At 76.7% G+C, this 19,130-nt stretch carries 11 protein-coding genes; 8 read left to right on the top strand and 3 right to left on the bottom strand.

Annotated elements, in window-relative coordinates:
• The first annotated feature begins 103 nt into the window (after window positions 1-103).
• The 7 genes from ACI8AX_RS10890 to ACI8AX_RS10860 all read left to right on the top strand — a co-directional run bounded on the left by ACI8AX_RS10890 (window position 104) and on the right by ACI8AX_RS10860 (window position 15,741).
• Window positions 104-4,600, top strand: coding sequence for a PKD domain-containing protein (locus ACI8AX_RS10890; protein ID WP_456549826.1), 4,497 nt, complete (start codon window positions 104-106; stop codon window positions 4,598-4,600).
• Between the two features lie 239 nt (window positions 4,601-4,839).
• Complete coding sequence (locus ACI8AX_RS10885) at window positions 4,840-10,296, top strand: PKD domain-containing protein (protein WP_456549825.1); 5,457 nt, start codon at window positions 4,840-4,842, stop codon at window positions 10,294-10,296.
• A gap of 263 nt (window positions 10,297-10,559) precedes the next feature.
• Complete coding sequence (locus tag ACI8AX_RS10880; protein ID WP_456549824.1) at window positions 10,560-11,321, top strand: CDP-alcohol phosphatidyltransferase family protein; 762 nt, start codon at window positions 10,560-10,562, stop codon at window positions 11,319-11,321.
• Entirely contained in the window at window positions 11,318-12,499 is a 1,182-nt protein-coding gene (locus ACI8AX_RS10875) for a glycosyltransferase (RefSeq protein ID WP_456549823.1), read from the top strand. The genes ACI8AX_RS10880 and ACI8AX_RS10875 overlap by 4 nt, the downstream gene beginning before the upstream one ends.
• On the top strand, window positions 12,496-13,230 hold the full coding sequence (locus ACI8AX_RS10870; protein WP_456549822.1) for a polysaccharide deacetylase family protein: 735 nt from the start codon (window positions 12,496-12,498) through the stop codon (window positions 13,228-13,230). The genes ACI8AX_RS10875 and ACI8AX_RS10870 overlap by 4 nt, the downstream gene beginning before the upstream one ends.
• Before the next feature lies 1 nt (window position 13,231).
• On the top strand, window positions 13,232-14,494 hold the full coding sequence (locus tag ACI8AX_RS10865) for a hypothetical protein (RefSeq protein WP_456549821.1): 1,263 nt from the start codon (window positions 13,232-13,234) through the stop codon (window positions 14,492-14,494).
• Window positions 14,491-15,741, top strand: coding sequence for an O-antigen ligase family protein (locus ACI8AX_RS10860; protein ID WP_456549820.1), 1,251 nt, complete (start codon window positions 14,491-14,493; stop codon window positions 15,739-15,741). Before ACI8AX_RS10865 ends, ACI8AX_RS10860 begins: the two co-directional genes overlap by 4 nt.
• Window positions 15,742-15,795: 54 nt before the next feature.
• Here ACI8AX_RS10860 and ACI8AX_RS10855 read toward each other — a convergent pair whose 3' ends face one another.
• The 3 genes from ACI8AX_RS10855 to ACI8AX_RS10845 all read right to left on the bottom strand — a co-directional run bounded on the left by ACI8AX_RS10855 (window position 15,796) and on the right by ACI8AX_RS10845 (window position 18,282).
• Window positions 15,796-16,359, bottom strand: a complete 564-nt coding sequence (locus ACI8AX_RS10855; protein WP_456549819.1) for a dihydrofolate reductase family protein — start codon at window positions 16,357-16,359, stop codon at window positions 15,796-15,798.
• 94 nt (window positions 16,360-16,453) lie between these two features.
• Window positions 16,454-16,963, bottom strand: a complete 510-nt coding sequence (locus tag ACI8AX_RS10850; RefSeq protein WP_456549818.1) for a GNAT family N-acetyltransferase — start codon at window positions 16,961-16,963, stop codon at window positions 16,454-16,456.
• A gap of 110 nt (window positions 16,964-17,073) precedes the next feature.
• Entirely contained in the window at window positions 17,074-18,282 is a 1,209-nt protein-coding gene (locus ACI8AX_RS10845; protein WP_456549817.1) for a YveK family protein, read from the bottom strand.
• A 362-nt stretch (window positions 18,283-18,644) separates the two neighbouring features.
• On the opposite strand from ACI8AX_RS10845, the gene ACI8AX_RS10840 reads away from it, so the two are divergent.
• The gene (locus ACI8AX_RS10840) at window positions 18,645-19,103 is read left to right on the top strand and encodes an adenylyltransferase/cytidyltransferase family protein (RefSeq protein ID WP_456549816.1); all 459 of its coding nucleotides are present in this window, start codon (window positions 18,645-18,647) and stop codon (window positions 19,101-19,103) included.
• The last annotated feature ends 27 nt before the right edge of the window (window positions 19,104-19,130 follow it).

Below are 19,130 nucleotides of genomic sequence, written 5' to 3'. Positions count from 1 at the left end.
TCGCCTCGGCCGTGACGGAGTGTCATCGTCACCCTCGGTACTCGACGACGGCATCCAGGGGGAGGCCGCCGGCCTCGGGTGCCGGGCACCTGGGGGAAAGTGCATGTCCACGTCTTCGACCGCGCCCTGGCGCGCGCCCGTCCGCGGGATCGCGGGGGGCATCAGCCTCCTGCTGGCGGCCGGCAGCCTGGCGCTCCTTCCCGGCACCGCGCAGGCGGACTCCGCTCCGCTGACCCCGTCGGCGGCCACGCCGACCACGGTCACCGCCGACGCGCTGCCCACCGTGCAGATCGACGGCGTCGCGTGGTCGCAGGCCGTCGTCGGCAACACGGTGTACGTCGGCGGCTCGTTCACCAGCGCCCGGCCGGCCGGTGCGCCGCTGGGCACGGACGAGACGCCGCGCGGCAACCTCCTCGCCTACGACATCCGCACCGGCGAGCTCGTCACCTCCTTCGCGCACGACCTCAACGGCCAGGTCCTGGCCGTCGCGGCCTCGCCCGACGGCTCCCGCGTGTACGTGGCCGGTGACTTCACCACCGTCGACGGGCAGACCCGCCGCCGCGTCGCCGCCTTCGACACCGCCACCGGTGCCCTGGTCGCCGGCTTCGCGCCCGCGGTGCAGAGCCAGGTCGCGGCCCTCGCGGTCACGAACGACACCGTCTACATGGGCGGCAGCATCACCGCGGTCGGCAGCGTCAGCCGCAGCCGGCTGGCCGCGGTCAGCGCCGTCGACGGCAGCCTGCTCCCGTGGGCGCCCGTCCCCGGGGTCGGCTCCACCGCGGGCAACAGCAACGGCGCCACCGGCACCAGCAACGCCGTCCTCGCGCTGACCGTGGCCGGGAACGGCTCGGTCGTCGCCGGCGGCCGCTTCGACACGATGAACGGCGTCAAGGCCACCGGCGTCGCCGCCCTCGACCCGGTCTCCGGCGCCACCCGGCCCTTCGCGGTCAACCAGCGGCTGACCAACCAGGGCGTCAACTCCGCCGTCTACAGCCTGACCAGCCACGGCGACCTGGTCGTCGGGACCGCCTACGACTTCTACGGCCCGGGCAACCTCGAGGGCTCGTTCGTGGCCAGGGCCGACGGCGGCGCGATCGTCGAGATCAACGACTGCCGCGGCGACTCGTACTCGAACCACGTGAGCGACGGCGTCGTCTACGTCGCCAGCCACAGCCACGACTGCGGCAACATCGGCGCGTTCCCCGAGCAGAACCCGCGGGTGCACAAGTTCGGCGTGGCCTTCACCCTCGCGCCCACGGGCACCGTCGGCAGCCGCACCATCACCAACGGCAACTTCCGCGGCCAGCCCGCGGGCTCGCTGCTGCCGTGGTTCCCGACCATGACCCCGGGCACCTACACCGGGCAGGGCCAGGCCGGCTGGTCGGTCACCGGCAACGGCCGCTACGTCGTCTACGGCGGCGAGTTCCCGCGGGTGAACGGCGTCGGCCAGCAGGGCCTGGTGCGCTACGCGCTGCCGGACACCGCCCCGAACCGCGTCGGCCCGTCGGCCGAGGGCTTCGCCGCCACCGCCACCTCGCCGGCGCCCGGCCGGGTGACCGTGAACTGGACGGCCACCGCCGACCAGGACAACGCGAACCTCGTCTACCGCGTCGAGCGCGAGGGCCAGGCGCTGCCCGTCGCCGAGACCGTGCAGGCCTCCACCTGGTGGAACCGCCCGGCCATGTCCGCCGGCGACGCCGGGGTCAGCGGCGACCTGCGCTACCGCGTCACCGCCACCGACCCCTTCGGCAACACCGTCGCCACCGAGTGGGTCGGCGTCTCGGTCGTCGCCGCCACCGGCGGTCAGACCCGGCCCTACGCCGACGCGGTCCGCGCCGACGGCGCCTCGAACCACTGGCGGCTGGGCGAGACCTCGGGCAACGCCGCCGACGTGATCGGCAGCCGTCCGCTGACCGTCGGCTCCGGCGTCACCCGCAACCAGGCCGGCGCGGTCGCGGGCGACACGGCCTACTCCTTCAACGGCAGCTCCGGCGCGTCGCTGGCCACCACGGGCACCACCGCCGCGCCGAACACCTTCACCCAGGAGGCGTGGATCCAGACCACGTCCACCTCGGGCGGCCGGGTCATGGGCTTCGCCAACAAGGCCACCGGCACCAGCTCCACGTTCGACCGGCAGGTGTACCTGCAGGACGACGGCCGCATCTCCTTCTCGGTGAAGGTCCGGGCCGGCTTCCTCGGCCTCTCCCTCGAGACCCGCACGGTGACCAGCACCGCCCGGTACAACGACGGCCGCTGGCACCACGTGGCCGCCACGATGAGCCCCGCGGGCATCCGGCTGTACGTCGACGGCGTCCTCGTCGGCTCGCGCACCGACACCACCACCGGCCAGTCGTACAACGGCTACTTCCGGGTCGGGGCCGACAAGGCGATCGCCGAGGCCAGCACCTTCACCGGCCGGATCGACGAGGTCGCGCTGTACCCGACCGCGCTGTCGGCGCAGCAGGTCGCCGCGCACGCCGCCGGCGGCGGCGCCGTCCCGGTGGCCAACACGCCGCCCACGGCGCGCGTCTCCGCCGCGGCGACCGGCCTGGCCGCCATGTTCGACGCCCGCGCCTCCGTCGACGCCGACGGCAGCATCGCCTCCTACGCCTGGGACTTCGGCAACGGGCAGCGGGGGACCGGCGCCACGGCGTCGCACACCTACGCCACCGCCGGCACCTACGTCGTCACCCTGACGGTCACCGACGACAAGGGCGCGACCACGACCGCGAAGACGCTGGTCACCGTGGCCCCGGTGCGGGTCAACCAGGCCCCGACGGCGGTGTTCACCGCCACCGGGCGCGACCTGGACGTCGCGGTGGACGGCGCGGCCAGCGACGACGCCGACGGCACCGTGACCGCCTGGTCGTGGAACTGGGGCGACGGCTCCGCCGCCGGCACCGGCCGGACCGCCGCGCACACCTACGCCGCGGCCGGCACCTACACCGTCACCCTGACGGTCACCGACAGCGACGGTGCGACGAAGGCGGCCTCGCAGGAGGTCACCGTCACCGCCCCGGTCCCCACCGCCCCGATCGCCAAGGACACCTTCGGCCGCTCGGTCACCGGCGGCCTGGGCACCGCGGACGTCGGTGGCGCCTGGACGGTGATCGCCGGCGCCGCGCGGCAGTCGGTCACCGACGGCGTCGCCGAGCTGGGCCTGCCCGGCGCCGGCAACAACACCGGCTCCCACCTGGCCGGCGTCAGCACGACCGACGCCGACATCCGCAGCGCGTTCACCCTCTCCTCGGTGCCCACCGGCAGCGGCACGTCGGTGTACGTCGTCGCCCGCCGCACGGCGGCCGGGGACGAGTACCGGGTCCGCGTGCGGGTCGACGCCGACGGCGCGGTCTGGCTGGCCCTGTACCGGTCGGTCGCCGGCGCCGAGGCCTTCCCCGGCGGGGAGGTCCGGGTGACCGGGCTGACCTGGACGCCGGGGACCACCCTGGCCACCCGGGTGCAGGTCTCGGGCACCGGCACCACCGCGGTGACCGCCTCGGTGTGGGCCGCGGGCTCGGCCGAGCCGACCGCGCCGCAGCTGTCGCGGACCGACACCACCGCGGCCCTGCAGGCGGCCGGCTCCGTGGGCCTGGCGGCCTACCGTCCCGGCAGCGCCACCGCCGCCAGCGCCGTCCGCTTCACCGCCTTCCGGGTGGGCCTGGTCGGCGCCGGTCCGCACACCAACGTCGCCCCGACCGCGGCCTTCACCGCGCAGGCCACCGACCTCGCGGTCGCCGTGGACGCGGCCGGCTCGGCCGATCCCGACGGCCGGGTGACCCGGGCGGACTGGGCCTTCGGCGACGGCGGCACGGCGACCGGCCCGACGGCCGGCCACACCTACGCGGCGGCGGGCACCTACACCGTCCGGCTCACCGTGACCGACGACGAGGGCGCCACGGCGACCACGACCCGCCAGGTCACCGTGACCGCGCCCCCGGCCCCGCCGGTGGAGGTCCCGGCCGTGCAGGTGGCGGCCGACACCTTCGACCGGGCGGTCACCGGCGGCCTGGGCACCGCCGACCTCGGCGGCGCCTGGACGTCGGTCGCCGGCGCCTCGCGGCAGGCGGTCGTCGACGGCGGCGCGGTGCTGACGGTCAACCCGGCCAACAACACCGGCTCGCAGCTGGCCGGCGTCGCGGCGGCGGGTGTCGACGTCCGCACCACGGTGTCCTTCTCCGCGGTGCCGGCCACCGGGACCGGCGCCTACGCCTTCGTCACCGGGCGCCGGGTCGGGAACGCGATGTACAACGCGCGGGTCCGGGTCCTGCCCGACGGCAGCGTCGGCGTGGCGGTCGTCCGCGAGATCGCGGGGACCGAGACGGTCCTCGGCCCGGTGACCACGCTGCCCGGCGTCACCTACACCCCGGGCACCCCGCTGGAGATCCGGTTCCGGGTGACCGGCACGGGGACGACGGACCTCGCGCTGACCGTGTGGCAGGCCGGCGCGGCCGAGCCCGCCACCCCGACGCTGGTCCGCAGCGACAGCGCCGCCGAGCTCCAGGCGCCCGGCGCCGTCGGGATCTCGGCCTACCTGTCGGGCAGCGCGACCGGCCCGGTCGCCGTCCGGTTCGAGGGGCTCACCGCCACCCTCGTGCCCTGACCCGCCGTACGACGAGCCCGGTGCCGGGCCGGCCAGCAGGCCGGCCCGGCACCGGGCCGTCGGCGTCCCGTCCGCCGGTGACGCAGGGTGATGCCCGGCGGGTGCCGTCACCCTCCCGAGCTCGGGTGTACCGCTTCGGGGGATGCCCGGGCGTCACGGAACGTGACACGGTCCCGGGCGACTGCGCTCACCACCCGTGAGTCGCGACGGGGAACGCACGACTCGGGGGAGACGACGCCATGCGCGCACGCACCACCACCGCGACCGGCCGGCGGGCGGTCGCCGGCGCCGTCGGCCTGCTGCTGGCGGCGGGCACGCTCGCGCTGGTGCCGGCCACGGCCCGCGCCGATTCGGCGCCGGTCCTGCCGTCACCGGCGAACCCGGTCACCGTCACCGCCGACGCCCTGCCGACCACGCAGATCGACGGCGTGGGGTGGGCGCAGGCGATCGTCGGCGACACCGTCTACGTCGGTGGGTCCTTCACCTCCGCCCGCCCGGCCGGGGCGCCGGCGGGCACCCAGGAGACGCCGCGCAGCAACCTGCTCGCCTACGACGTCCGCACCGGCGCGCTCGTCACCTCCTTCGCGCCGGTCGTCAACGGCCAGGTCCTCGCCGTCGCCGCCTCGCCGGACGGCTCGCGCCTCTACATCGGCGGCGACTTCACCGCCGTGAACGGGCAGACCCGCAACCGCGTCGCGGCCTTCGACACCGCCACCGGCGGCCTCGTCGCCGGCTGGAGCCCCTCGGTCAGCAGCCAGGTCCGCGCGCTGGCGGCCACGAACAGCACCGTCTACCTGGGTGGCTCGATCACCGCGGTCGGCGGGGTGAGCCGCACCCGGCTGGCCGCCGTCCGCGCCTCCGACGGCGGCCTGCTGCCGTGGGCGCCGGTGCCGGGCACCGGCCCCACGACCGGCAACCGCAACCCCGACCCCACCCTGAACAGCCGCACGAGCAACGACGTCCTCGCCCTGGTCGTCACCGGCGGCGGGGACCAGGTCGTCGTCGGCGGCCGGTTCGACACGGTGAACGGCGTGAAGGCGACCGGCGTCGCCGCGGTCGACGGCGTCACCGGCGCGACCCGGCCCTTCGCCGTCAACCGGCTGGTCACCAACCAGGGCGCCTTCTCGGCGGTGCACAGCCTCTCCACCGACGGCACCGCCGTGTACGGCACGGCCTACGACTACTACGGCCCCGGCAACACGGAGGGCAGCTTCGCCGCCGCCGCCGACGGCGGCGCGGTCATCGCGATCAACGACTGCCACGGCGACACGTACTCCAGCCACGCGATGGGCGGCGCCCTGTACCTCGCCGGGCACTCGCACGACTGCGAGCAGATCGGCGGCTACCCCGAGCAGAACCCGCGGGTGCACCGCTACGCCGTCGCCGTCACCACCGGCGCGACCGGCGGGACCGTCGGCCCCGGCACCCTGCGCAGCGGCACCTACTACGGCCAGCCCGCGCCCTCGCTGCTCAACTGGTTCCCGACGATGACCCCCGGCGAGGTCACCGGCCAGTTCCAGGCCGGCTGGAGCGTCACCGGCAACGGCCGCTACCTGGTCTACGCCGGCGAGTTCCCGCGCGTGAACGGCGTCGGCCAGGCGGGTCTGGTCCGCTACGCGCTGCCCGACACGGCCCCGAACGCCGTCGGCCCGAACGCCGACGGGTTCGCCGTGGGCGCGGCGCTCCCCACGCCCGGGACGGCGCAGGTGACCTTCCGCGCCACGTCCGACCAGGACAACGAGTGGCTCACCTACCGCGTCTACCGCGACAGCGAGACGCCGGCGGGCCTCGTCGCCGAGCTGACCCGCGCCTCCACCTGGTGGAGCCGGCCGCTGGTGTCGGTGACCGACCCGGCGGCCACCGCCGCGTCGCGCTACCGCGTCGTGGCCACCGACCCGTTCGGCAACCGCGCCGTCACCCCGTGGGCCGCGGTCGACCCGGCCGGGGTGCCGCCCACGCCGTCCTACCGCGACGCCGTCGCCGCCGACGGCGCGCTCGAGCACTGGCGGCTCGGCGAGACCGCGGCGGCCCTCGCCGCCGCCGGGGGTCTCGCGCCGGGCGCGATGGGGCTGGCGCCGCTGCTCGGCATGCCCGGCGTGACCCCCGGCGTGCCGGGGGCGATCACCGGCGACCCCGACACCGCCTACGCCCTCGACGGCACGCCCGCCGGGTACCTGGCGATCCCGGCGCTCTTCCCGCCCCTGGACACCGTGACCGTCGAGGCGTGGTTCCGCACCGACTCCGCCGACGGCGGGCTCCTCGCCGGCTTCGGCGACGCCATGACCGGCACCAGCACCGTGGTCGACCGGCTCACCTGGATCGGCACCGACGGCCGGGTCCGCTTCGGTGTCAGCCCGGAGGCCGGGGTGCGGCGGACCGTCACCAGCGACGACTCCTACGCCGACGGCGAGTGGCACCTGGTCGCCTCGACCCTCAGCCCGGCCGGCATGTTCCTGTACGTCGACGGCGAGCTGGTCGGCTCCCGCACCGACACCACCGCCGGGTTGAACCGGAGCAGCTACTTCCGCGTCGGTGGCGACGCCACGTGGGACGACGGCGTCAGCTACCTCGACGGCGAGGTCGACGAGGTCGCGGTCTACCTGTCGCCGACCACCGACGCCCGCGCCGCCGAGCACTTCCTGCTCGGCCGCACCGGCACCGAGCCCGACCAGGCGCCGCGCGCGGCGTTCACCACCGCGGCCGCCGGCCTGGCGGTCACGGCCGACGGCACCTTCTCGCGCGACCCCGACGGCGACACGGTCACCCACTCCTGGAACTGGGGCGACGGCACCGCCGCCGGCTCCGGCGCGACGGCCTCGCACGTGTACGCGGCGCCGGGCACCTACACCGTCGTCCTCACCGCCACCGACGCCGGCGGCGCCACCTCCACGGCCCGGCAGCAGGTGACGGTCACCCGCGCCAACCAGGCGCCGACGGCGGCGTTCACCGCCACCCCGGACGGGCTCGCCGTCGCCGTCGACGCGGCCGGCTCGGCCGACGCCGACGGCACCGTCGCCGCCTACTCCTGGACCTGGGGCGACGGCACCGCCGCCGGCTCCGGCGCGACGGCGGCGCACGCCTACGCCACCGCCGGCAGCTACACGGTCACGCTCACCGTCACCGACGACGACGGGGCGACCGCCAGCACGACGCGGGTCGTCACGGTGACCGCGCCGGGCGTGCCGCAGGTGCTGGCGGCCGACGCCTTCGGCCGCACGGCCACCGGCGGGCTCGGCACCGCCGACGTCGGCGGCGCCTGGACGTCGCTGGTCGGCGCCACCCGGCAGTCGGTCGCCGGCGGGACAGCGCAGCTGGCCCTCGCCAAGGGCAACAACGCCGGCTCACACCTGGCCGGCGTCTCGGCCCGCGACGTGGACGTGCGCACCACGGTCTCGCTGTCGGCCGTGCCCAACGGCGGCTCCGGCGCGCTGGTCTTCGTCACCGGCCGCCGCGTGGGCACCGCGCAGTACAACGCGCGGCTGCAGTTCTCGCCCGCCGGCACGGTCACCGTCGCGCTGCTGCGCGAGGTGGCGGGGGTCGAGTCGCAGCTCGGCGCGGCGGTCGCGCTGCCCGGGCCGGCGTACACGGCCGGCACCCCGCTGCAGGTGCGCCTCGAGGTCACCGGCACCGGCCCGACCCGGGTCGCGCTGACGGTGTGGCGGGGCGGCGCGGCCGAGCCGGCCACCCCGACCCTCACCCGCACCGACGCGACCGCGGTGCTGCAGGCCGCTGGCTCGGTCGGCCTGGCCGGCTACCTGTCCGGCAGCGCCACCGCGCCGGTCACCGTCCGCTTCGACGACCTGCGGGTGACCGCGCCCGGCACGGCGCAGCCGCCCGCGAACGCCGCTCCGGTCGCGACCTTCACCGTCCAGACCACCGGCCTGTCGGTCGCGGTGGACGGCGCCGGGTCGAGCGACGGCGACGGCACGGTCGCCTCGTACGCGTGGAACTGGGGCGACGGCACCGCCGCGGGCAGCGGCGCGACGGCGACGCACGCCTACGCCGCCGCGGGCACCTACGCCGTGACGCTCACGGTGACCGACGACGACGGCGCGACCGCCACCACCACGCGGACGGTCACGGTGACCGCGCCCACCGGGCCGGCGGACCCGCAGGTGCTGGCCGCCGACGCGTTCGGCCGCACGGTCACCGGCGGTCTCGGCGCCGCCGACGCCGGGGGCGCCTGGACCGCGGCGATCGGCGCGAGCCGGCTGTCGGTCTCCGGCGGCACCGCCGTCCTCGGCCTGCCCAACGCGGGCAACGACACCGCCGCCTACCTCGGCTCCGTGAGCACCAGCAGCGCCGACGTCCGCGCGACCTTCGCGCTCGCCGCGACGCCGACCGGCAACGGCACGTACGTGTACGTGACCGGCCGCCGGGTGGGTGCCGGCGAGGAGTACACGGTGCGCTTCCGGGTCGCCCCGGACGGCGGCGTGTGGCTGGCGCTGGCCCGGACCACCGGGAACGTGGAGACGTTCCCCGGCGGCGAGGTGCGGGTGGCCGGGCTGACGTGGACGCCGGGCACGACGCTGGCCACGCGGGTGCAGGTGTCGGGCACCGGCACCACGACCGTCACCGGGTCGGTGTGGGTCGCGGGGCGGGCCGAGCCGGCCGCTCCGCAGCTGACCCGGACCGACACCACCGCCGCGCTGCAGAAGCCGGGCGGGGTGGGCATCGGCGCCTACCGGCCGGGCGGGGCGACGGCGGCCACCTCGGTGCGCGTCGACGACCTGTCGGTCACCGCGGTCGGCACCCCGCCGCCCCCGCCGCCGCCGGTCGACGTGGCCCCGACGGCCGCCTTCACCGCGCAGACGACGGGCCTGTCGGTCGCGGTCGACGCCGCCGGCTCGGCCGACCCCGACGGCACGGTCGCCGCGTACGCCTGGACCTGGGGCGACGGCACGCCGAACGGCACCGGCACGACGGCGACGCACGCCTACGCCGCCGCGGGCACCTACACGGTGACGCTCACGGTGACCGACGACGACGGCGCGACCGCCACCACCAGCCGCTCGGTCACGGTGGCCGCACCGGGCGGGCCGGCGCAGCCGCAGGTGCTGGCCGCCGACGCCTTCGGGCGCACCGTGACCGGCGGCCTGGGCGCCGCCGACGTCGGCGGCCCGTGGACGGCCTCGGCAGGGGCGAACCGGCTGTCGGTCGACGGCGGGGCGGCGGTGTTCGCCCTGCCGACCGGGGGCAACGTCGCCTCGGCGCACCTCGCCGGCGTGGGCGCGACCGCGGTCGACCTCCGCACCGCGGTCACGCTGTCGGCGGCGCCGGCCGGCGCGACCGGCACCGTCGTCACCCTGACCGGCCGGCGGGTCGGCACGGGCCAGGAGTACTCGGTGCGCGTCCGCGTCGCGGCCGACGGCGGGGTCTGGCTGGCCCTGTCACGGGTGACCGGCGGGGTGGAGTCCTTCCCCGGCGGCGAGGTCCGCGTCGCCGGCCTGACCTGGACGCCGGGCACCACCCTGGCCGTGCAGGTCCGGGTCACCGGCACCGGCACGACCACGGTCACCGGGAAGGTGTGGGCGCTCGGCTCGGCCGAGCCGGCGGCGCCGCAGCTGACCCGGACGGACACGACCGCGGCGCTGCAGGCCCCGGGCGGGGTCGGGCTGGCCGCCTGGCGGCCGGGCACCAACACCACCGCCACCACGGTCCGGTTCGACGACCTGCAGGTCACCGCCGTCCCGTGACCGCCGTCCCGTGACCGCCGGTCACGGGACGACGGGGGAACCCACCCCACCCGGGGGAGGGCTCCACGGACCGGGTGACCCGTGCGGGTGAGGCCGTCCGGCGGAGGCTCCCGGTGGCGGGTGCGCCTGACGATGCTCGACCAGGACGAGGACGCCGGTCGTGCGGTCGCGCACGCGCTGCGTCCTCCCATCGGGCAGGTCGGCACCACCAGGGAGGCCACAGTGGACGGCACGCGGAACGCCCCCGACCGGGCGGTCCGGCGATGACGACCGTCGCCGGACACCGATCCGGGGAGGCGGCACCCGAGGGCCTGCGCGCGACGCTGGGGCGGCTGTCGGCCGCGCAGAAGGGGTCGGCCGGCGCGCCGCTGTACTCCCGCTTCGTCAACCGGCCGCTGGGCCGGTTCTTCGCCGCGCTCGCGTACGGCGCCGGCCTCACCCCGAACACCGTCACCGCGGTCAGCGCCACCTCGACCGCCACCGGTGTCGCGCTCCTCGCGCTCGTCCCCCCGTCGGTGCCGATGGGACTGGCGGTCGCCGCCTGCCTGGTCCTCGGCTACGGCCTCGACGCGGCCGACGGCCAGCTCGCGCGGCTGCGCGGCGGCGGGTCGCCGGCGGGGGAGTGGCTCGACCACATGGTCGACGCCGCCAAGGTCGCGAGCCTGCACCTGGCCGTGGCGATCGGCCTGTTCCGGTTCACCGACGTCGCCCCGGCGGTGCTGCTGATCCCGCTCGGGTTCTGCTTCGTCGACGTCGTCATCTTCTTCGCGATGATGCTGAACGAGGCGCTGCGCGCCCAGCACGGCGTCGCCACCCGGGCCCAGGGCCCGACGCAGCAGGTCGGGATCGCCCGGTCGCTGCTCGCGCTGCCCACCGACTACGGCGTCCTCGCGCTGGTGTTCGTCCTCTTCGGCGCCACCTCGGTCTTCGTGCCGGTCTACGCCGCGCTCGGCGCGGCCGAGGGCCTGTTCCTCGCGCTGGCGCTGGTCAAGTGGTTCCGCGAGATGGACCGGCTGCCCCGATGACCCGGCCCCGCCTGCTGGTCGTGCACCCCGGCTCGGAGCTGTACGGCGCCGACCGGATGCTCCTGGAGTCGGCGACCGCGCTGGCCGGCCGCTTCGAGCTGACCGTCGCCCTGCCCGGCCCCGGGCCGCTGGTGCGCGAGCTCGAGGCGCACGGCGTCCGGGTCGAGCTGTGCCCCATGCCCGTGCTGCGCAACTCCGCGCTGCGCCCGGCCGGCTTCCTGCGGCTGGTCGCCGACGCGGTCCGGGGCACCGTGCCGGCCCTGCGGCTGCTGCGCCGCCACCCCGCCGGCGTCTACGTCAGCACCCTCACCCTGCCGTCGTGGCCGCTGCTGGCCCGGGTGGCCGGCCGCCGGTCGATCTGCCACGTGCACGAGGCGGAGCAGTCGGCACCGCGGCTGCTGCGCCGCGGGATGGCGCTGTGCCCGGCGCTGGCCGACCGCGTGGTGGCCAACAGCCGGTTCACCCTCGACGTGCTCACCGAGGTCGCCCCGCGGCTGCGCCGGCGCGCGGCCGTGGTGCACAACGCCGTCCGCGGCCCGGCCGTCGCCGGTCCGGCCCGCGCGCGCGTGGACGGCCCGCTGCGGCTGCTGTTCGTCGGCCGGCTCAACCCGCGCAAGGGCCCGCAGGTCGCGATCGCCACGCTGCGCGAGCTGCTCGCCCGCGGCGTCGACGCCCGGCTCACCGTGGTCGGCTCCGTCTTCGCGGGCTACGAGTGGTTCGAGGCCGAGCTGCGCGCGACCGTGGCCGGCGCCGGCCTGGGCGACCGGGTCGAGTTCCTCGGCTTCCGCGCCGACGTCTGGCCGCTGCTGGCCGGCGCGGACGTCGTCCTCGTTCCCGCGCAGGGCGACGAGTCCTACGGCAACACCGCCGTCGAGGCGGTGCTCGCCGCGCGGCCGCTGGTGGTCAGCGACCACAGCGGCCTGCGCGAGGCCGCGGCCGGCTACCCGAGCGCCCAGGCCGTGCCGGCCGGGGACCCGGTGGCGTGGGCCGACGCCGTCGCCCGGGTCGCCGCCGACTGGCCGCGGTACCGCGCGGCCGCGCTGGCCGACGCGGCGGAGGCCCGGCGCCGGTCGGCGCCGGAGCGGTACGCCGCCGAGCTGGTGGCGGCGGTGGGTGCGCTGGGCGGACCGGCGCCGGTCCCGGCCCCCGGCCCCGTGACGGCGGAGGCCGCGGCGTGAGCGGCCGTTTCCCGGCGGTGCTGATGTACCACTCGATCAGCGCCTCGACCGAACCCGACCCGCACGCCGTCCGCGTGCACCCCGACCGGCTGGACGCCCACCTGCGGCTGCTGCGGCGCCTGGGCCTGCGCGGCGTCTCGCAGACCGAGCTGGTGCGCGCCGCCGACCGCGGCGAGGCCGCCGGCCTGGTCGGGCTGACCTTCGACGACGGCTACGCCGACTTCCTCACCACCGCCGTCCCGGTGCTCGAGCGGCACGGGATGACCGGCACGGTCTACGTCGTCGCCGGGCACATGGGGGCGACCAACTCCTGGGACACCGGCCCGCAGTTCCCGATCATGACCGCCGACCAGGTGCGCGCGGTCGCCGCGGCCGGGCACGAGGTCGGCAGCCACACGACCACCCACGCCCGCCTGGCCGGCGCCGACCCGGACGCGGTCGCCGCGGAGGTGACCGGCAGCCGCGCGCTGCTCGAGGACGTCCTGCAGGCCGAGGTGCCCGGCTTCTGCTACCCCTACGGCTCCTACGACGCGGCCGCGGCCGACGCCGTCCGTGCCGCCGGGTACGACAACGCCTGCGTCACCGGCGACTACGACCCGGGCGACCGGCACACGCTGCCGCGCTGCTACGTCAGCCCGCGCGACACCGGCGCCCACATCGTGGCGCGCCTGGCCCGGCACGCGGTGCGCGTGCGGCGTGCCGCCGTCGCGGCACCGGCGGCGAGCCGCTGACGTGGTGTCCGCCCTCCGCTCCCTGCTGCGCCGCCGCGCCGTGGTCGCCGTCGCCGGTCAGGCGACGATGGCCCTGGCCGGCCTGGCGCTGCAGGTCACCGCGGCCCGGCTGCTCGGCGCCGGCGGGCTGGCGGTGTTCTCGCTCGTCTACGGCGCGCTGGTGCTGGTGACCGCGGTGTGCAGCGGGATGGTCGGCGACTCCCTCACGGTGCTCGACCGGCACGACCGGTCGGTGCGGGCCGGGTTGCACGTCTGGACCGTCGTGCTGTCCGGCGCTGCCGGGCTCGCCGGCGCGCTCGCGGCGCTGTGGAGCGGCCTGGTGCCGGTGTGGGCCGGGCTGCTGCTGGCGCCGGCGTGCGCGACGTTCGTCGTCGAGGACACGCTGCGCCGGCTGCTCATGGCGTGCGGCCGCTACGCCGCCCTGCCGGTGGTCGACGGCACCAGCCTGGTCGGCGCCCTGGCCGCGCTGGGGGTCGCCGGGGCGACCGGCGAGGTGACGCTCGCGTCGTTCGTCGTCGCGCTGCTGGTGGGTCAGGCGTCGGCGGCCGTGGTGGCCTGGTGGCTGGTGCCCGTCGGAGAGCGGCCGGCCGGCCCGTGGCGCCGTCCCGGCCTGCGCACCGTCGCCGGCTTCGGGGTGTGGCGGGCCGCCGCGCAGACCGTGCGGCCGGGCTCGCTGACGCTGTTGCGGCTGCTGGTCGTCGGCCTGGTCTCCGCCGCGGCGTACGGGCCGCTGGAGGCCGCCCGCGTCTACACCGCGCCGATGCTGACGCTCGTCGCCGGCATCGCCTCGTTCCTGCTGCCGCACTTCGTCGGCCTGCGCACGCGGCCGCTCGTGACCAGCCTGCGGGTCGCCGACCGGGCGTCGCTCGGGCTCGTCGCGGGGATCGGCGCGCTGGGCCTGGCCGCGCTCGCGCTGCTGCCGGTGCTCGGCCCGGCGCTGACCGGCGGGGACTACGAGGTCCCGGTGGTCGCCGTCGCCGGGTGGACGGTCTACGCCGCCTGCGCGGCGCTGCTGCTGCCGTACGCGTCGCTGTCGTCGGTGCACGGCGAGCAGCGCCGGGTGCTGCTGCTGCGCGGCGTGGAGTTCGTGTCGCTGGCCGGCGTCGCCGCCCTGGTGCTGGTCGCCCCGGGCCAGGTGGCCTGGGCGCCGTTCGTGCTGGCCGCCGGTCCCGCGCTCACCGCGCTGGCGGTGCGGCAGTCGGTCGTCGTCCCGCTGGTGCGGCGGGGCGAGCGGCGGCTGGTCCGCGAGGCGGTGCCGGCGTGACCGCGGCGGTCCGGGCGCGGGCGGCGGTGACGGCGGTCCCGCCGCGGCTGGTGGTCTGCATGCTGCTGCTGGTCCTGACCACGGTGGGGTGGCGGCGCGGCACCTACTTCAGCGGCTCGCTGGACCCGGTGGTCGCGGCGAAGGCCGTGCTGAGCGTCCTGGCCCTGACGGTGGCCTTCCTCGGCACCCGGCGGGCGCACCTGCGGGTGGGCACCGGCACGCTGTGGGCGCTGGGCGTGCTGCTCGGCGCCTCGGTGCTCGGCGCGCTGACCCACGGGCCGCTGGTCGCCGGCGGGGTGATCGCCGTCCGGGTGACGATCATCGCGCTCACCGTCGTCCTGCTGCTGCGCTGCTACACGACCACCCAGTTCTTCTCCGGCCTCGCGCGGGCGTGCGCGGTCGTCGGCGGGGTCGCCGCGGTCACCGGCCTGCCGACCCTGTCCAGCGGCCGGCTGGCCGGCGGCTTCCCGGAGCTGGCACCCAACGAGCTCGCGCTGCTCGCCTGCCTGGTCGTGCTGTACGCCGGGTGGCGGATCGCGGTGTGCGGTGCGGGGCTCGCGACGGTGGCCGTCGCCGTCGTGGCGCTCGGCGTCCTCTGGTCCACCGGGTCCCGCACCGCGCTGCTCATGCTGCTGCCCGCCCTGCTGGTGATGGCCCTGCACATGCGCCGGCCACGGGTCGGCCTGGTCGTGGGCGCGCTGCTCGTCGGGGTGGCCGCCGTCGTCGCCGTGGGGAGCTCCGACGCGTTCGGGGCGTTCCTGGAGCGGGACGGCGAGGGCACCAGCACGGTCGAGTCGCGGTTCGTCGCCTGGGACGCGGCCACCCGGTGGGCCGACGACGGCTGGCAGGCGGTGTTCGGCGGCGGCCTGTCGGTGAAGATCATCCGGGTCACCGGCCAGTTCTGGGACGAGCAGCCGCTGGACAGCAGCTGGTTCTCCCTGCTCGTGCAGACCGGGGTCCTGGGGCTGCTGCTGGCCGGGCTCTGGGCGCTGTGGGCCGTGCGCGGGGCGCTGTGCGCACCGCGGGTGCACCGTGCGCTGTTCCTCGGGCTGCTGGTGTTCCTGCTCGGCCGCAGCGTGCTGGAGAGCGGGCTGTTCGACGCGACGCCGGACTTCCTCGCCTTCCTGGCGGTCTCGCTGCTCGCCGAGGGCGGTTCCCGCCGGCGGCTGTCCGCGGGGGACGACGACGGCGCGGCGGTGCCGCCTCCCGGGCGGGCGGTCCGGCCGGCTCCGGCGCTCGCCGGCTGAGCGCTCGGGGCCGCGGACAGCCCCCGTGCCCCCGGGCCGGTCCGGGCGGGGGGCTCAGCGCCTGGTCTCGTACCTGGCGAGAAGCACGCCGCCGGGGAAGGTCCGGGTCTCCACCAGGTCCAGGTCCACCCAGCTGTCCAGGGCCGGGAAGAACGGCGTGCCGCCGCCCACCAGGACCGGGTGGGTGACGACCACGTACTCGTCGACCAGCCCGGCCCGCACGGCCGCGCCGGCGAGGGTGGCGCCGGCGACGTCCATGGGACCGCCGTCCTCGCCCTTGAGCCGGGTGATCTCCTCGACCGCGTCGCCGGCGACCAGGCGGGCGTTGCCGTCGACCGCGGTGGTCGTGGAGGAGAACACCACCTTGGGCATGTCCCGCCAGCGGCGGGCGTACTCGACGTGCGCGGGGGTGACGCCGGGCTGCTGGTCGGCGGTCGGCCAGTGGGAGCTCATCGTCTCCCACAGCCTGCGCCCGTACAGCGCCAGGCCCGTCGCCGCCACCCGGTCGGACCACCACTGGAACAGCTCGTCGCCCGGCACGCTCCAGCCGAGGTCGTCGCCGGGGGCGGCGGTGTAGCCGTCCAGGCTCACGTTCATGGCGAAGGTCAGTCTGCGCACGGCGGCGCCTCCCGGGAGTCGGTCGTCGGCGCAGAGACCGGCGCGGCGCGCAGAAGTCATCGGTCGGGCCGCACCGGGGCTCCGCTGCCCGGCGCTACGGGCGGCTCGCGCCCGGCGTCAGCTCCCAGCGCCAGACGGCGCCGACCTCGGGATCCGTGAGCTCGGCGGTGCGCCGGAAGCCCAGTCGCCGCAGGACCGCGGTCGAGGGGTTCTCCTCCGCGAGGGTGTGGGCGTACACCAGCGTCACGCCGCGGGCCGTGGCGGAGTCGACCCAGCTCCGGGCGGCCGCGGTGGCGTGGCCCCGTCCGCGGTGCGCCGGAGCCACGCTGTAGCCGATCTCGACGGCTCCGTCGACCGGTGGGCCCGTGAAGCCGCCGAGGCCGACGACGGTGCTCGTCGCGGTGTCGACCACCAGGTGGCTGAACCAGGTGGGGTCCATGCCGTCCCGGAGCGCCTGCACGGTCGCGGGCAGGGCCTCGGGGAACTCGAGGTAGCCGTCGGCCACCGCGTAGCCGGACCTGGCCGTGAAGGCCTCGGCGCCCTCGAGCAGCGCCTCGGCGTGGTCGAGCGTGAGCGGTTCGACGGCTGTGGAGTGCGGACTCATGACCTCACCAGGTCCCCGTGCCGGCGGTTGCGGGTGCGTGCGGTGGCGCGCCGCCATCCTCGCCCGGGCGGAGCCCCGACGGGAGGGGCGCCGGCGCGCCCCGGCGGCGGTCAGCCGCGGGCGGCCCCGCTGACGGCCGGCTGCTTGCCTCTCCCCGCCTTCGGCGCCTCTCGGGGCGCCGGCACCGACGGGGTCTCGGCGCGCGTCTCGGCGGAGGCCTTCCGGGACCGGTTCCGCCGCCGCAGCAGGGCGACCGCGAAGGGCCGGATGCCGGCCGAGCGCAGGATCCGCTGGGTCTCCTGCAGCTCCCCGCCGTCGACCCGGCCGCTGAACAGCACCAGGACGACGCCGTCGTAGCTGTCGGCCACCTGCTTCCAGACCTTCAGCGGTGCCAGCGGGTCGGCGACCTCCAGCCGGACGCGGGGCCCGTCGGCCGAGGCGGCGCTGGCCACGAACTCCGAGCCGGTCACGCTGGCGTCCACGCCGCGGCCGTGCAGCGCCGCGACGACGTCCTCGGCGAAGGTGCGGGTGGCCGGCACCTGGGCGGGCGAGGGCGACAGCAGCACGACGCGGGCGGGGCGCTCCTCGGAGCGCAGCTCGAGCCGGCGGGCCAGGACCGCGGCGGTCTCCCCGGTCAGCACGCTGCGGCGGGCGGCCCGGCCCGAGGCCTGGGTGAGGACCTCGGGGACGTCGTCGCCGTCCCAGGCGCGGCGCAGGTCGTCCTCGGTGTGCACGCGGGTGTCCACGCGGCTGCGGACGACCGCCCCGGCCAGGCCGAGCAGCAGGCCGGCGGCCACGCCCAGCGCGAGCAGGAAGAGGAGCACCGGCGAGGCCGGCGACCCGGGGGTGACGGCGGGGTCGGCGACGGTCAGGTGCACCGGCTCGTCCCCGGACGACGGGGTCTCCAGCGTCTCGACGACGTCGGCGAAGCTGTCGGCGACCTCGTTGGCGATCGCGGCGAGCTGGTCGGGGTCCGTTCCCCTGACGGTGACGTGCAGCTGCGTGGTGTCCGCGGGGTTCGTCGCCGTGACGCGCGACCGCAGGTCGGCCAGCGAGTCGTCGAGCTCGAGCCGGGTCAGCACCGGGGCGAGCACCGCCTCGCTGGTGACGATCTCGGGATAGCTCTTCACGCGCTGCTGCACGAAGGAGGCGCTGTTCGGGATGGACGGCGACACCGAGACGAACACCGTCGCGGTGGCCTCGTAGGTCTTCGGCGTCTGCACGAACACGCCCAGGGCGACCAGGGCGCCGACCAGCGTCGCGCCGACCCAGACGGCCCAGTGCCTGCGCAGCGCCGTGAGGTAGTCCCGCAGTTCCATGTCGTGTGCTCCCTGCCGCGCGATCCCCTCGGGCGGGCAGCCGGTGCGGCCTCGCCCCCGCGGGACACGTCCCCCTGTGGAGCGGCGAACATAACCCGCAGGTCAGCGCCCCGGACCCGTCCCGGAGGACGCCCTCACCCGTCCGGGGGGAGCTCCGGGCGACCCCGCCGGGGAGGCCGCCGGCGCGGCGCCGCCCGAAGGGGTGAAGATCCGCGCGATCCTCACCAAGCGTGACCGGACTCGGTTAGTTTCCTCGACGTTCACGTAGTCGAGCGCCACGGACGTCGCTCCTGCGTCACGGAGAGTGATCTGACGCGAGTTGCCGTCCGGGCAGCGGCGTCACGGGAGGATCGGGGGATCCCATGACGGTGATCGGCTACGCGCCGGGTGCCTACGACCTGTTCCACATCGGGCACCTGAACATCCTCAAGCACGCCGCGGAGCACTGCGACCACCTGGTCGCCGGCGTCGTCTCCGACGAGATGCTGCTGCAGACCAAGGGCCGGCTGCCGATCGTCCCGCTCGCCGAGCGCATGGAGATCGTCCGGTCGCTGCGCTTCGTCGACGCCGTCCACGCCGAGGTCGTCCCGGACAAGATCGACACCTGGCGCGACGTGCGCTTCGACGTCATCTTCAAGGGCGACGACTGGCGGGGGACCCCCAAGGGCGAGAAGTTGGAGCGCGACTTCGCCGCCGTCGGCGTCGAGGTCCGCTACTTCCCCTACACGATGCACACCTCCAGCACGGCGCTGCGCAAGGCGCTGGCCACCCTGGAGACGGCGGTCCCGGCCCCGCGCGCGGCGCACGCCCTCAGCTCCTGAGGCGGACGTCGGCCGACCCGGCCGCGG

The sequence above is a fragment of the Blastococcus sp. SYSU D00813 genome, from assembly GCF_054050735.1.
The sequence above is the reverse complement of the archived record's forward strand: the minus strand, read 5'-3'. Positions and strand labels throughout refer to the sequence as shown.